This is a genomic window from Pseudomonas sp. dw_358 (assembly GCF_018449655.1).
In the GTDB taxonomy this organism is placed as follows: Bacteria; Pseudomonadota; Gammaproteobacteria; order Pseudomonadales; family Pseudomonadaceae; genus Aquipseudomonas.
This window is the reverse complement of record NZ_JAAVUX010000010.1, coordinates 26,550-39,737: the sequence shown is the minus strand read 5'-3', so window position 1 is coordinate 39,737 and position 13,188 is coordinate 26,550. Positions and strand designations below refer to the sequence as shown.

Annotated in this window: 13 protein-coding genes; 3 read left to right on the top strand and 10 right to left on the bottom strand. The window is 64.9% G+C overall.

What is annotated here, in order from left to right; translation table 11 throughout:
• Window positions 1-2: 2 nt before the first annotated feature.
• The 3 genes from HB675_RS15835 to HB675_RS15825 form a co-directional block, all read right to left on the bottom strand.
• Complete coding sequence (locus HB675_RS15835) at window positions 3-1,007, bottom strand: xanthine dehydrogenase family protein subunit M (RefSeq protein ID WP_213879284.1); 1,005 nt, start codon at window positions 1,005-1,007, stop codon at window positions 3-5.
• 23 nt (window positions 1,008-1,030) lie between these two features.
• The gene (locus tag HB675_RS15830) at window positions 1,031-1,600 is read right to left on the bottom strand and encodes a 2Fe-2S iron-sulfur cluster-binding protein (RefSeq protein ID WP_256737583.1); all 570 of its coding nucleotides are present in this window, start codon (window positions 1,598-1,600) and stop codon (window positions 1,031-1,033) included.
• A gap of 215 nt (window positions 1,601-1,815) precedes the next feature.
• Window positions 1,816-2,268 (bottom strand): metallophosphoesterase family protein, encoded by a 453-nt coding sequence (locus tag HB675_RS15825; protein WP_213879282.1) that lies wholly within the window; start codon window positions 2,266-2,268, stop codon window positions 1,816-1,818.
• A 165-nt stretch (window positions 2,269-2,433) separates the two neighbouring features.
• On the opposite strand from HB675_RS15825, the gene treS reads away from it, so the two are divergent.
• Entirely contained in the window at window positions 2,434-4,500 is a 2,067-nt protein-coding gene (gene treS, locus HB675_RS15820; protein WP_213879281.1) for a maltose alpha-D-glucosyltransferase, read from the top strand.
• Here the strand turns inward: treS and HB675_RS15815 are convergent.
• On the bottom strand, window positions 4,486-5,349 hold the full coding sequence (locus HB675_RS15815) for a LysR family transcriptional regulator (RefSeq protein WP_213879280.1): 864 nt from the start codon (window positions 5,347-5,349) through the stop codon (window positions 4,486-4,488). The genes treS and HB675_RS15815 overlap by 15 nt on opposite strands.
• Before the next feature lie 115 nt (window positions 5,350-5,464).
• On the opposite strand from HB675_RS15815, the gene HB675_RS15810 reads away from it, so the two are divergent.
• Together HB675_RS15810 and HB675_RS15805 are read left to right on the top strand one after the other, a co-directional pair.
• On the top strand, window positions 5,465-5,890 hold the full coding sequence (locus tag HB675_RS15810; RefSeq protein WP_213879279.1) for a VOC family protein: 426 nt from the start codon (window positions 5,465-5,467) through the stop codon (window positions 5,888-5,890).
• Window positions 5,891-5,969: 79 nt separating this feature from the next.
• Window positions 5,970-6,896 carry a Gfo/Idh/MocA family oxidoreductase gene (locus HB675_RS15805; protein ID WP_213879278.1) on the top strand — a complete coding sequence of 309 codons (927 nt, stop codon included), beginning with the start codon at window positions 5,970-5,972 and terminating at the stop codon, window positions 6,894-6,896.
• A gap of 55 nt (window positions 6,897-6,951) precedes the next feature.
• On the opposite strand, the gene HB675_RS15800 is transcribed toward HB675_RS15805, so the two are convergent.
• From HB675_RS15800 to HB675_RS15775, 6 genes are all read right to left on the bottom strand, one after another.
• Complete coding sequence (locus tag HB675_RS15800) at window positions 6,952-7,986, bottom strand: glycoside hydrolase family 5 protein (RefSeq protein ID WP_213879277.1); 1,035 nt, start codon at window positions 7,984-7,986, stop codon at window positions 6,952-6,954.
• 371 nt (window positions 7,987-8,357) lie between these two features.
• Complete coding sequence (locus HB675_RS15795) at window positions 8,358-9,320, bottom strand: isoaspartyl peptidase/L-asparaginase (RefSeq protein WP_213879276.1); 963 nt, start codon at window positions 9,318-9,320, stop codon at window positions 8,358-8,360.
• 19 nt (window positions 9,321-9,339) lie between these two features.
• Entirely contained in the window at window positions 9,340-10,338 is a 999-nt protein-coding gene (locus tag HB675_RS15790) for an oligopeptide/dipeptide ABC transporter ATP-binding protein (protein WP_213879275.1), read from the bottom strand.
• A complete protein-coding gene (locus HB675_RS15785; RefSeq protein ID WP_213879274.1) occupies window positions 10,331-11,374 on the bottom strand; it encodes an ABC transporter ATP-binding protein in 1,044 nt (347 codons plus the stop codon). Before HB675_RS15785 ends, HB675_RS15790 begins: the two co-directional genes overlap by 8 nt.
• Window positions 11,375-11,393: 19 nt before the next feature.
• Window positions 11,394-12,248: an ABC transporter permease gene (locus tag HB675_RS15780; protein ID WP_213879273.1), complete on the bottom strand. Its 855-nt coding sequence runs from the start codon at window positions 12,246-12,248 to the stop codon at window positions 11,394-11,396.
• The gene (locus tag HB675_RS15775) at window positions 12,248-13,186 is read right to left on the bottom strand and encodes an ABC transporter permease (protein WP_213879272.1); all 939 of its coding nucleotides are present in this window, start codon (window positions 13,184-13,186) and stop codon (window positions 12,248-12,250) included. Before HB675_RS15775 ends, HB675_RS15780 begins: the two co-directional genes overlap by 1 nt.
• Window positions 13,187-13,188 lie beyond the last annotated feature (2 nt).

The window sequence follows — 13,188 nt, the reverse complement described above, 5'->3', positions numbered from 1 at the left end:
AATCAGGCGGTTTGCGCGACGGTGGTCAGGGCGTGGATCAGACAACGCTTGGCCAACTCGACCTTGAAGGCGTTCTCGGGGTGGGGTTTGGCATCCTGCAAGGCCGCCTGGGCGGCGGCCTTCCAGGTCAACGCCGTGGCCGGGGAGCCGATCAGTACCTTTTCCGCTTCTGGCGAGCGCCAGGGACGAGTGCCCACCCCGCCCAGGGCGACGCGGGCGCCGCGCACCTGGCCGTTGTCGATCTGCAGGACCACGGCGGCGGACGCAAGGGCGAACTCATAGGAGGCGCGATCGCGCAGCTTCAGGTAGCCGGAGCGGCTGTTGGGCAAGGGTGGCGGCAAGGTGATGTGGGTGATCAACTCGCCGGGTTGCAGCACGGTTTCCTTGTCCGGCGTCTGTCCCGGCAGCAGGTAGAATTCGCCGATGGGCACTTGCCGCTGGCCGCGTTCCCCATGAATGTGCACGGTGGCGTCCAGCGCCATGAGCGCGACGTTCATGTCCGAGGGATTGGTAGCGATGCAGTGGTCGCTGGTGCCAAGGATGGCCAAGGTGCGGTGCACGCCTTCCATCGCTGCGCAGCCCGATCCCGGCTGGCGCTTGTTGCAGGCGCTGACGTTGTCGCGAAAGTAGGTGCAGCGGGTGCGTTGCAGCAGGTTGCCGCCGGTGGTGGCCATGTTGCGCAACTGTGCCGAGGCGCCCGACAGCAGGGCCTGGGACAGCACCGGGTAGGCCTGCAGCAGGCGTGCGTCGTGGGCCATGTCGCTGTTTCGCACCAGCGCGCCGATCTTCATGCCGCCATCGCTGCCGGGGCCGATGTCGGCCAGCGGCAGGTGGTTGATGTCCACCAGTTGGGTCGGCGTTTCCACCCCCAGCTTCATCAGGTCGGTGAGGGTGGTGCCGCCGGCAATGAAACGCACCTGGGCGCCTTGTTGCGCGGTGGACGCGGCAGCGGCAAGGTGCGCGGCTTGATTGATGCTGGTGGCGCGGTTGAACGAAAAGCTCTGCATGGCCGTAGCCTCCTGGGTTCAGCTCAGGCCTTGCGGGTCTGCTGGATGGCCGCGAGGATGTTGGAGTAGGCGCCGCAGCGGCAGATGTTGCCGCTCATGGCTTCCTTGACGTCGGCGTCGCTGGCGCCGCAGGGCTCTTTGGCCAAGGCCACGGCTGACATGATCTGCCCCGAGGTGCAGTAGCCGCACTGGTAGGCATCGTGTTCGACGAACGCCGCCTGCACCGGATGCAGGCGCCCCGGTGCGCCGAGGCCTTCGATGGTGGTGACCTCGTCGCCTTCGTGCATCAGGGCAAAACTCAGGCACGAATTGACCCGGCGGCCATTGACATGCACGGTGCAGGCGCCGCATTGCCCGTGGTCGCAACCCTTCTTGGTGCCGGTCAGTTGCACCCGTTCGCGCAGGGCGTCGAGCAGAGTAGTACGCGGGTCGACTTGCAAGGTCATGGCCGTGCCATTGATTTTCAGGCGCAGCGACTGGGCACCGGGCTCCGTCTGGACGTGGGGCTGCGGAGCCGTGGCGGCCACGGCGGCGCTGGCCAGGCCACCGCCGAGCACCGCCGCCGTGCCGCTGACGCCGATGGCCTGGAGCATGGAGCGACGGGACACGGCGACGGTCGGTATCAGCCGGGAGGGGTCTAGCGTGCGGTCTTCGGGTTTTCTGGACACAGGCGTGATCTCCATCAGTACGGTCGTGACACGCGCCTCTGCGGGCGCTGACAGGGGTTGGGCTCTGGGGTGGCGTGAAGGTGGGCAGGCCGAGATCGTAAGCGTTGGTCAGCGGCGGGGGCGGTAGGGTTCCATCGTTCTCAGGCCAGAGCGACAAACTTCACCTGCCGGTGGCGGCCGTCGACCTGCAACAGGGCCACGGTGATCGGCAACTTGAACCGTCGCGGCCCGGCGCTGCCGGGGTTGATGAACAGCACGTTGTCGCGCCATTGCTCCAGCGGCTTGTGGGAATGGCCGGTGACCACCACGTCGATGCCGAGGGGCAATGGGCTGGGCACGTCGGCCATTTCGTGGGTCACGTACAGGCCGATTTCCCCCAGGCGAAGGCTATGGTTCAGATCGACGCCGGCCCACTGCTCGTCCCTGTCATTGTTGCCGCGCACCACGGTGAGCGGCGCTACCGCCCGCAAGGCATCGAGGATCTCGAGTTTGCCGATGTCGCCGGCATGCACCAGATGGTCGCAGCCTTGCAGCGCGGCCAGCGCCTCGGGGCGCAGCAGGCCGTGGGTGTCGGAGATCAGGCCGATTTTCATGGAGGATTCCTGATGGGGATTGCACTGGCAGGCAACCCTGATGTGTCCCATAGAGCAGGCCTTGAGCTTGAGGTTCACTCGGTGAGCAATGCTCAGACCCGATGCAACGATCCCCGTTCGTCGCACTCTTAAGCACAGATCATCTGCCAAGAGGGCTGCGCAATCATGGCAACACCGGACAAGGAATACATTCAGTGGCTGGTTGACCAGTCGATGCTCAACGCCGCCAAGCAGCGCGCCAAGCTGTACGCCGGGCAGGCGCGGCTGTGGCAGCGCCCTTATGCGCAATCGCGGCCACGGGACGCGTCGGCCATTGCCTCGGTGTGGTTCACCGCCTATCCGGCCTCGATCGTGACCCGCCCCGGTGAGTCGGTTCTCCAGGCCCTGGGCGACGAGACCCTCTGGCACGCCCTGTCGGAAGTTGGCATTCAAGGCATTCACAACGGCCCGCTGAAGCTGTCCGGAGGCTTGCGCGGCCGCGAGCGCACCCCCAGCGTGGACGGCAATTTCGACCGCATGAGTTTCGACATCGACCCGGACCTGGGCACCGAAACCGAGATGCTCGGCCTGAGCCGCATCGCCGCCGCCCACAACGCCGTAGTGATCGACGACGCCATCCCGTCCCACACCGGCAAGGGCGCGGATTTCCGCCTGGCGGAACTGGGCTACGAGGACTACCCGGGCCTGTTCCACATGGTCGAGATCAAGGAAGAGGACTGGCCGCTGCTGCCCGAAGTCGTCGAAGGTCGCGATGCGCGCAACCTGCCGCCCGAGATCGTCGATCAGCTCAAGGACAAGCACTACATCGTTGGCCAGTTGCAGCGGGTGATCTTCTTCGAGCCGGGGGTCAAGGAAACCGACTGGAGTGTCACGCCTGTCATCGAAGGTGTGGACGGCAAGCGCCGCCGCTGGGTCTACCTGCACTACTTCAAGGAAGGCCAGCCATCCCTCAACTGGCTGGACCCGACCTTCAGCGCCCAGCAGATGATCATCGGTGACGCCCTGCACTCCATTGACATCATGGGCGCGCGCATTCTGCGTCTGGACGCCAACGGGTTTCTCGGCGTCGAACGGCGCGCCGAAGGCCCGGCGTGGTCGGAAAGCCATCCGCTGTCGGTGGTGGGTAACCAGCTGCTGGGCGGGGCGATTCGCAAGGCTGGCGGTTTCAGCTTCCAGGAGCTGAACCTGACCATCGACGACATCGCCTCCATGTCCCACGGCGGCGCCGACCTGTCCTACGATTTCATCACCCGCCCGGCCTACCAGCATGCCTTGCTTACCGGCCGCACCGAATTTCTGCGGATGATGTTGCGCCAGGTGCACAGCTTCGGCATTGACCCGGCGTCCTTGATCCATGCCTTGCAGAACCACGACGAGCTGACCCTGGAGCTGGTGCATTTCTGGACCCTGCACGCCCACGACCAGTACCTGTACAAGGGCCAGACCTTCCCCGGCAATATCCTGCGCGAGCACATTCGCGAAGAGATGTACGAGCGCCTGGCCGGCGAGCATGCGCCGTACAACCTCAAGTTCGTCACCAACGGGGTGTCTTGCACCACCGCGAGCATCATCACCGCCGCCTTGGGCATCCGTGACCTGGAGGCCATCACCGCAGCCGACATCCAGCAAATCCAGCACATCCACCTGTTGCTGGCGATGTACAACGCCATGCAGCCCGGGGTATTTGCGCTGTCCGGCTGGGACCTGGTGGGCGCCTTGACCCTGCCCGCCGAGCAGGTCACGCACTTGATGCAGGACGGGGACACCCGCTGGATTCACCGGGGCGCCTACGACCTGGCCGACCTCGACCCCGAGGCCGAATTTTCAGCCGGCGACATGCCCCGGCCGAAAACCCTCTACGGCAGCCTGGTCAGCCAATTGCAGCGCTCGGATTCGTTCGCCAGCCAGCTGAAGAAAATGCTCGCCGTGCGCCGTGCCTACGACATTGCGGCCAGCCGTCAGATTCTGATTCCGGATGTCGATCACCCGGCCTTGCTGATCATGGTCCACGAGCTGCCGGCCGGTAAGGGCACCCAGATCACGGCGTTGAATTTCGGCAACGAGGCCTTGGTGGAGACCCTCAACCTGCCGGGCATTGCACCGGGCCCGGTGGTGGACATCATCAACGAGCGGGTTGAAGGCGACCTTACCGAGGACGGCCACTTCACCATCACCCTGGACGCCTACGAAGGCCTGTGCCTGCGGGTGGTCAGCGCCTCACCGCCGATCTGACAGGCATTCGCGGAAGAGCCGGTGCAGGGGCTGCTGGCGCTGGGCATGGCGCATGACCAGCACCAGGTCGCGGTGGAAGGTCAGCGGCCCCAGTTCCAGCACCCGCACTCGCGAGGGGGCCTGCAACCACAGGCCGGCGCGGGGGATCAGCGATACCCCGAGGCCGGCCTCGACCATGCGCACGATGGCATCCAACTCGTCCAGTTCCAGGCTGGCACGGGACTCGAGCTTGTGTTCGCGCAGAAACCGGCTGACCAGCCGCCCGCCGAACGAATGTCGGTCGTAACGCACCAGCGGCTGTTCGCGCAGCAGGGTCAGCGGGTTATCGCCGCTGACGTGGACGGGGCAGATCAGCACAAACGGTTCCTGTTCCAGCACCTGCACGTGTAACTCCTTGGGCACCGCGAAGGGTGGGCGGATCATGATCGCCAAGTCCACCTCGCCGGCATCCACCGCGCTGAGCAGATCGAGTGAAACGCCGGGCACCAATTTAGTCTCCACCTGGGGCGCCGCCGCCCGCAGGCGCACCAGCGCGGCGGGCAGCATGCCGGTCTGAGCCGAAGCGATGGCACCCAGGGTCAGGCTGCCGTGGTAACCGTCGACCTGCTCCGGTGTACACAGGCGCTGGAAGGTCTGCACGATCTGCTCGGCCATGGGCAGCGCGCGCTCCCCGGCGGCATTGAGCGTGGCCTTGCGCCCGCTGCGGTCGAATAATGGCGTGCCGAGGGCGTGCTCCAACGTGCGGATCTGCGCGCTGACCGCCGATTGCGTCAAGCCGATGTGGTTGCCCGCAGCAACGAAGGTGCCCAAACGGGCCACGGTCAGCAGGGTGTTCAATTCACGGATCATGGGCAAAGGCTCGATTGATCGAAATAATTGTGGCTCGGCAGCAAATATATCCGTTTTCCAACAAAGTTGTGCGTGCTCAGAATACGGTCACCGTACACGCCCCCAGGAGATGCCCATGAGTCTGTCGCCGTTCCACCTTGCCATTCCGGTCTACGATCTGGCCGCCGCTCGTCAATTCTACGGCGAGGTGTTCAACCTGCCTGAAGGGCGCTCCAGCGAGCACTGGGTGGATTTCGACTTCTACGGCCATCAGCTGGTGATCCACGAACACCCCAAAACCGACTCCCAGGCCCACGCCGGCACCAACGCGGTGGACGGTCATGACGTGCCGGTCCCGCACTTCGGCATCATCCTCGGCTGGGAGCAATGGGAAGCGCTGGCCGAGCGCTTGCAGGGCTTTGGCACGAAGTTCGTCATCGAACCCTACATCCGCTTCAAGGGCCAGGTGGGCGAGCAAGCCACCATGTTTCTCTTCGACCCTTGCGGCAATGCCCTGGAGTTCAAGGCGTTCAAGGACATGAGTCAGCTGTTCGCCAAGTAAACATCTGAGTGGATAGCTGCTATAACCCCTGTGCTGTCATGAAAGTTGAACAATAAAAATAAATCACGGGAGTGTTGCGATGCGTCCAATTCGTCTGGGTCTGGTCGGTTACGGCAAGATCGCGCAAGACCAGCATGTGCCAGCCATTCGTGCAAACCCTGCCTACGAACTGCTGGCCGTGGCGACGCTGGGTGAGGCTTGCCCGGGAGTTGAAAATTTCACGTCCCTGGCCCATATGCTGGAACAGGGCCCGACCCTCGATGCCATTGCCTTCTGTACGCCGCCCCAGGGGCGCCACGCCCTGGTGAGCCAGGCGCTGGCGGCGGGCAAACACGTGCTGGTGGAGAAGCCGCCGTGTGCGACGCTGGGTGAGGCCATGGCCTTGGTCGAAGAGGCGCGGGTGCAGGGCGTCAGTTGCCTGTTTGCCTGGCATTCGCGTTTTGCTCCGGGGGTGGAAGCCGCCCGCGACTGGTTGTCCGAGCGCGAGCTGGACAGTGTCGAGGTGCTCTGGAAGGAAGACGTGCGCAAATGGCACCCTGGCCAGCAGTGGATTTGGCAGCCGGGTGGTCTGGGGGTGTTCGATCCGGGCATCAATGCCTTGTCGATCCTCAGCTACCTGCTGCCCGACAATCTGTTCGTCAAGGCCGCGCAGTTGCGCATTCCTGCCAATCGACAGGCCCCCATTGCCGCCGAACTGGACATCGTCGATGCCAACGGCCTGACGGTGCGCGCCGAATTCGATTGGGATCATGGGCAGGAAGAACTGTGGCAGATCCGCATTCAGGCCCAGGGCGCGACCCTGCTGCTGGAGCAGGGCGGCGCTGTGCTGAAAGTGGACGGAGTGGCGCAGCCGGTGGCCGATGAGGGCGAGTACACCGCCGTCTATCGCCACTTCCAGCGCCTGGTGCGCGACGGCGCCAGCGACACTGACCTGCAGCCGTTGCGGCTGGTGGCGGACAGTTTCTTTATTGGCGCGCGGGACGCCGTGGAGGCGTTCGAGGATTGACCGTGCTGTCTTGTTCCCGCTCAAGCGCGCACGAGCTTGAGCGGGAACGGCTCGATCAAGGGCAGTTGTTAGCCGCCGTCAACCACTTGGACAACACCGGCCACTGCGGCCGTGCCACGCCGTTGATCGGCTCGATCGCCACCGGGTCATTACCCCACCACGGCCCGGCCGCCCAATAGGCCACCGGCACGCACTGGTCGTGCATATAGGACAGCAGGTTGTCCATCGCCGTCAGCCAGCGCGGATCGTTGTCCGGCACGCCGAACTCGCCCAGTTGGCCGCGCAGCTTGTTGCGTTTGAGCCACTCCACGAACGGCTTGGCCCGGTTGACGCCGATCATCGGGTCGAAGGTGCCGGTAATGGGGTTGGCGTAGGCGCCGCTGCTGCCATCATCCAGGTACAGGTGAGCGGAATAGACCAGGTTGTTGTTGGGGTCCTTGAGCAGCAGCAGGTCGGAGTTGAGGTCCGGGTACAGGGTGGTGTTGGACCAGGAACGGCCCTCTACGTAGATCGGGTGCACGGTGTCATACATGCGGATGGCATTGATCCCCGCCTGGGCGATACCTTTCCAGGTCTTGTCGGCATCCCCGTAAGGTTCGTTCATCAGGTCATAGCCGTGGGTGCCGGGGTTGTTGCCCCAGCGCTGCGCGACTTTTTTCATGATGTTGGTGTAGGAGGAGGTGGGCGCTGCGGTGGTACCGAGGATTTTGCCGTAGTAGCGACCATAGTTGTGGATGTCGATGATCACCCCCATGTTGCGCTCCGCCGCCTGGGCCAGGAAGGTGTCGATGCCCTTGGCGTAGGCCGGATCCAGCGAACCCAGGGGTGACGGTTGCAGCCGTTCCCACAGGATCGAAAAGCGAATGACCTTGACGCCCGCGGTCTGCCATTTGTTCAGGTACGAAGCACTGGGGAAAATGTAGTTGGTGCCGGCCACGCCGGGAAGGACGGACCCGCCCCAGCCGGCGGCGGCCACGTTCAGGTGAATCAGGGGCGCGCCACCGCCGTCTGACAAAGGTTGTGCAGCGTTCGCTGATGGCATGACCAGCCACACAACGCTCGCTATCAAGGCAACTATCAACTTTTTCATGTTCCGTTCTCCGAGGCGCGTCAAGGCTCGATCCGAGGCTGCGCGCCCAGCTCAATTCCACTCGATGGATGATTGGGCTTTGTCATGGCTGCCGCCCCTCTGAGCTGGATTCTTTAACAGCTTCACAGGCGGCCAAAACATTGCTTGCGTGGGGTAATGCAGGTATTGCGCCCACCTTTGGCGCTGCGCGCGATGAGGGGAGGGCGAGGTCGGCTGCGCAGCTTGTGCCAGAGCGTTGGCAACCGTTGGGCGGGGGCGTTTTTTTGGCGACGACAGGACGTTTTCAAGCCCTTTCAGGGCGGTTTGACCGGGCCTGGCCGTGGCGTCAATTCAAAGCCGCCAATTTATGGGCGCCCTGACGGAGGCGCGCCTCAGGCCGGTTGGCAATCGAACTCGAACAGGCGTTCATGGCTCGCCACCACACCTTTTCCGTCACCGGTAACCCAACCGCGAAACATGCCGAGGGTGTTGTAGGGCGCGGCGACCCGGCCTTGGGCATCGATCGCGATCGCCCCGGCGCCCACCCCGTGTTCGGCAAAGGCTCCCCTGATCAGGTGGCTGGCGGCCGAGCCCAGGTCTTCGCGGCCATGGGCGATGCGCGCGGCAATGTCATGGGCGAACACGTGGCGGATGAAATACTCGCCCTGGCCGGTGCCCGAGACCGCGCAGACGCCGTCCCTGGCGTAGGTGCCGGCACCGATGATCGGGCTGTCGCCGACCCTTCCGACGGGCTTGTTGGTGTAGCCGCCGGTGGAAGTCGCCGCAGCCAGGTGGCCATGCGCGTCGAGGGCCACAGCACCGACCGTGCCGTGCTTTTCCGATTCCCGGGCGCTTTTGAAGGTGCCGGCACGCTGGTGCTCTCGCATGCTGGCCAGTGCCGCCTCGCGCCGCGGGGTGGTGAAGTAAGGGTTGTCGACGCAAGGCAGCCCGTGACGCGCGGCATAGGCGTCGGCGCCGTCGGCGGCGAGCAGGACGCTGTCGCCAGCTTCCAGCAGGTGCCGGGCGGCGAGGATCGGGTTGCGAATGCGCCGGGCCGCGCACACCGCGCCGGCGGCCAGGGTCGCACCGTCCATGATGGCAGCGTCCAGTTCATGTTCGGCGTCGGCGTTGAGGGCAGCGCCATGGCCGGCATTGAAATGCTCGGAATCCTCCATCACCACCACGGCCGCCTGCACCGCATCCAACGCCGAACCTCGGGCTTGCAGCACGGCCCAGCCGGCGCGCAGGGCCCGTTCCAGGTCGCGGCGCGCGGCGCGCCACTCTTCCGGGCTCAGGTCTTGCTGAGCCATGACGCCGCAGCCACCGTGCAGGGCAAGGGTAATAGGGTTGGACATGGCAATCTCCTTGGGGCCATCAGGCCAGATGACACGCAACCCGCTGGCCGCCAGGTCTGGCGCTCAGTATCGGACGTTGCTGACTGCACAGCGGCACGGCGCGCGGGCAGCGGGTGTGAAAACGGCAGCCGCTGGGCGGCGACAGCGGGCTGGGCAGCTCGCCGGTCAGGCTGACGCTGCGCTGGCGGTCGTCCGGGTCCATGCTGGGGGCGGCTCGCAGCAAGGCCTGAGTGTAAGGGTGCAGGGGCGTTTCATACAGCGCCTCGGTCTCGCCCACTTCCACTACTTCGCCCAGATACATCACGGCGACGCGATGGGAAATGTGCCGCACCAGACGCAGGTCATGGGCGACGAACAGCACCGTCAGGCCCAGCTTGTCCTGCAGCTCCAGCAGTAGATTGACCACCTGCGCCTGCACCGACACATCCAGCGCCGAGACCAGCTCATCGGCCACCAGCACCTGTGGCTCCACCGCCAGCGCCCGGCTGATGCCGATGCGCTGGCGCTGGCCGCCGGAAAATTCGTGGGGCAGTTTGTCCTTGGCGTCGGCGGGCAGGCGCACCAGCTCCAGCAGCGCCGCGATGCGCCCGGGGATTTCGGCGGGCGGGCACAGGCGGTGCACCGATAACGCTTCGTGCAGCACCTGGCCAACGGTCATGCGCGGGTTCAGCGAGCCGTAGGGGTCCTGGAAAATCATCTGCACCTGCCGGTTGAAGGCCCGGCGCTGGGCACCTCGCAGGCCGGCGATGTCCTTGCCTTGAAAGCGCACGCGCCCCTCGGTGGCGTCCAGCAGGCCGACCAGGGCGCGGGCGAGGGTGGACTTGCCGCAGCCCGACTCGCCGACGATGCCCAGGGTTTCACCGCGATGGATCTCCAGGCGCACCTGATTCAGGGCCTGCACGTATTGCCGTGGCTGCCCGCGCAGCCGTCGCCACAGGGTCTGGCGAACGGGGAAGTGCACCACCGCATCTTCCACGCAGAGAATCGGCTGGGTCACGGTGCCTGGGTTGTCATGCATGGCGCATGTCTCCATTGGGCTGGCGGGCCTGCTTGAGCCGTTCGCTGGCCTGCACATGGTGGCAGGCGGCGGCATGGCCTTCGGACAGGGTAAGCAGCGGCGGGACTTCGCGCAGGCACAACTCGCTGCGATAGCTGCAACGTGGGTGAAAGCTGCAACCACCGGGCAAGGCCGCCAGCGACGGCGGGGTGCCGTCGATCGATTGCAGCGGCAGACGCTCGCCCCCCAGACGCGGCACCGAAGCCATCAACCCCTGGGTATAGGGGTGCCGTGGGCGGCGGAAAATCTCCCCGACCGGACCGCTTTCGACGATGCGCCCGGCGTACATCACCGCGACCCGGTCACAGAGCTGGGCAACCACGCTGAGGTCATGGGTGACGAAAATCATGCCCATGTGAAGCTCCTCGCGCAGCCTGAGCAGCAGTTTGATGATCTGCTCCTGAATGGTCACGTCCAGGGCCGTGGTGGGCTCGTCGGCCAACAGCAACTGCGGCGCGCCGGCCAGGGCCACGGCTATCATCACCCGCTGGCGCATGCCGCCGGAGAATTGATGCGGATAATCGTCCAGCCGCCGCTGCGCATCGGGGATGCCCACCAGACCCAGCAGTTCGAGGGTGCGCTGGCGGCGTTGCGCGCGGTTGAAATCGGTGTGGGCGCAGAGGCTTTCATCAATCTGCCGGTGCACGGTGAGCACCGGGTTGAGGGCAATCATGGGCTCCTGAAAGATCATCGCGATCTCGCTGCCACGAATGCGCCGCAGGTTTTTCTCGCCCAGGCTGAGCAAGTCTTCGTCGCCCCAGTTCACCGAGCCCGTGGATCGGGCCCGCGGGCCCAGCAGGCTGAGCAGCGAGCGCAGGGTCACGCTCTTGCCTGAGCCGGACTCGCCCACCAGCCCGAGAATCTCCCCCGGAGCGAGGGTCAGGCTCACGTCTTCGATGGCGGTGATCTCTCCCCGTGCGGTGCGAATGCGGGTGGTCAGCCCGCGCACGTCCAAGTGTTTGCCGGCCGTACCGAGGGCGGGTGAAAGGGGGGGCATGTGCGGCATCCTCATCGGTTCAGTGGCTCGCCGGCCGTAGCCATTCGGCCAGGGCCTCGCCCAGCAGGCTGAAGCCCAGCCCGGTCAGGACAATGGCCAGGCCAGGAAAAATGGTGATCCACCAGGCGGTGTCCATAAAGTTCTTGCCAGCGGCGATCAACACACCCCATTCGGCGGTCGGCGGCTGTGCGCCGAGCCCCAGATAGCCCAGGCTGGAGCCCAGCAGGATCGATAGCGCCATGTCGGTCATCCAGTACACCAGCGCCACGGTGATGACGTTGGGCAGCACATGGCGCAGGAGAATGCGCAGGTGGCTGTAGCCCATGACCTGACCGGCCGCCACGTAGTCCAGGCGCCGTTGCACCGCCACTTCGCCGGCCACCAGCCGGGCATAGAACACCCAATAGATGATGCCTACGGCAATGTACATGCTATTGAGGCCCGGCCCCAGAATGGCAACGATGGCAATGACCAGCACCAACAGCGGAAAGGTCACCACCGCGTCCACCACGCGGTGAAACAGGGTTTCGGCCAGGCCGCCGTAATAGCCGACGAACAGGCCGACCAGGGTGCCGAACAGCATTGGAAACAAGGTGGTGAACAGGGCAATCTGCAAGTCTACGCGGTAGGCATGGATCACTCGGGAGAAAATATCCCGGCCAAAATTGTCGGTGCCGAACAGGTGCGCCCAGCTGGGCGGCTTGAGGATGGCGTGGTAATCGAATGCCAAAGGGTTATAGGGCGCAATCAGACCGGGGAAGCAGGCGGCGACCAGACTGGCCAGCAGGATCAGCCCGCCGATGGCCAGCGGCAGCGGCAGACGCCTCACCGACAGCTTCCAGACAGAACGGGTACGGGGCAGGGCGGTGCTCATCAGCGGGCTCTCCGGGGATCGAGCATCATCTGCACCACGTCGGTGACCAGAAAAATCGCCGACACCAGCACCGCCAGCACGATCACCAGCCCCTGAATCATCGGGTAGTCGCGGCTGAAGATGCTGTCCACCATCAAGCGGCAGATGCCCGGCACCGCGAACACGGTTTCAGTGATCACCGCGCTGCCGATGATGGTGCCGATGTTCAGGGCGAACAGGGTCAGGGTCGGGATCAACGAGTTGCGCATCACGTGGCGCATCAGGATAACCCGGGTACTGAGGCCCTTGGCCCGAGCGAAGGTGACGTATTCGGCGTCGAGCACAGCAATGATCGAGGTGCGCAGGCTGTTCATCAGCACTGCGGCCAGGCTCAGGGCCAGGGTCAGCGCCGGCAGGAACAGGTGGTAGAGGTTATCGCCCCAGGAGGTGCCATAGCCGCCCACCGGAAACCAGTGCAGGTGGGCGGAAAACACCGTCAACAGCACCAGGCCGATATAGAAGGCCGGCATCGACAGGGCCACCTGAAACGAGCCGCGAATGGCCAGGTCCGTGGCGCTGTGACGCTTGAGCGCCGAGACGAACGCCAGCGGAATGGCCAGCAGCAGCGCCAGCACCCCGGCCATGGCGGTCAGCGTCAGGGTCACCGGCAGGCGCTCGGCCAGCACGGACGTGACCGGTGTGTGCAAGGCGTAGGACATGCCCAGGTTACCGCTCATGACGTGCCCGGCGAATTGCAGGAACTGCACCGGTAGCGACTGATGCAGCCCCAGTTCGGTGTTCATCCGCAACACATCGGCGTCGACGCTGCGGTCGCCGATCATGGCGCTGGCGGGGTCCCCCGGCAGCAGCCGGACGATGACGAAGGTCACCAGCAGAATCACCAACAGGGTTGGAATCATCAGCACGAGGCGTTTAAGGATGTAGGCGAACTCGGGCACGA

Excerpts from the sequence above, each read along its gene's own strand:
- HB675_RS15810 (WP_213879279.1), top strand. The coding sequence starts at position 5,465 with ATGAGTCTGTCGCCGTTCCACCTTGCCATTCCGGTCTACGATCTGGCC.
- HB675_RS15825 (WP_213879282.1), bottom strand. The coding sequence starts at position 2,268 with ATGAAAATCGGCCTGATCTCCGACACCCACGGCCTGCTGCGCCCCGAG.
- HB675_RS15780 (WP_213879273.1), bottom strand. The coding sequence starts at position 12,248 with ATGAGCACCGCCCTGCCCCGTACCCGTTCTGTCTGGAAGCTGTCGGTG.
- HB675_RS15785 (WP_213879274.1), bottom strand. The coding sequence starts at position 11,374 with ATGCCCCCCCTTTCACCCGCCCTCGGTACGGCCGGCAAACACTTGGAC.
- HB675_RS15800 (WP_213879277.1), bottom strand. The coding sequence starts at position 7,986 with ATGAAAAAGTTGATAGTTGCCTTGATAGCGAGCGTTGTGTGGCTGGTC.
- HB675_RS15790 (WP_213879275.1), bottom strand. The coding sequence starts at position 10,338 with ATGCATGACAACCCAGGCACCGTGACCCAGCCGATTCTCTGCGTGGAA.
- HB675_RS15795 (WP_213879276.1), bottom strand. The coding sequence starts at position 9,320 with ATGTCCAACCCTATTACCCTTGCCCTGCACGGTGGCTGCGGCGTCATG.
- HB675_RS15835 (WP_213879284.1), bottom strand. The coding sequence starts at position 1,007 with ATGCAGAGCTTTTCGTTCAACCGCGCCACCAGCATCAATCAAGCCGCG.
- HB675_RS15830 (WP_256737583.1), bottom strand. The coding sequence starts at position 1,600 with ATGCTCCAGGCCATCGGCGTCAGCGGCACGGCGGCGGTGCTCGGCGGT.
- treS (WP_213879281.1), top strand. The coding sequence starts at position 2,434 with ATGGCAACACCGGACAAGGAATACATTCAGTGGCTGGTTGACCAGTCG.
- HB675_RS15805 (WP_213879278.1), top strand. The coding sequence starts at position 5,970 with ATGCGTCCAATTCGTCTGGGTCTGGTCGGTTACGGCAAGATCGCGCAA.
- HB675_RS15815 (WP_213879280.1), bottom strand. The coding sequence starts at position 5,349 with ATGATCCGTGAATTGAACACCCTGCTGACCGTGGCCCGTTTGGGCACC.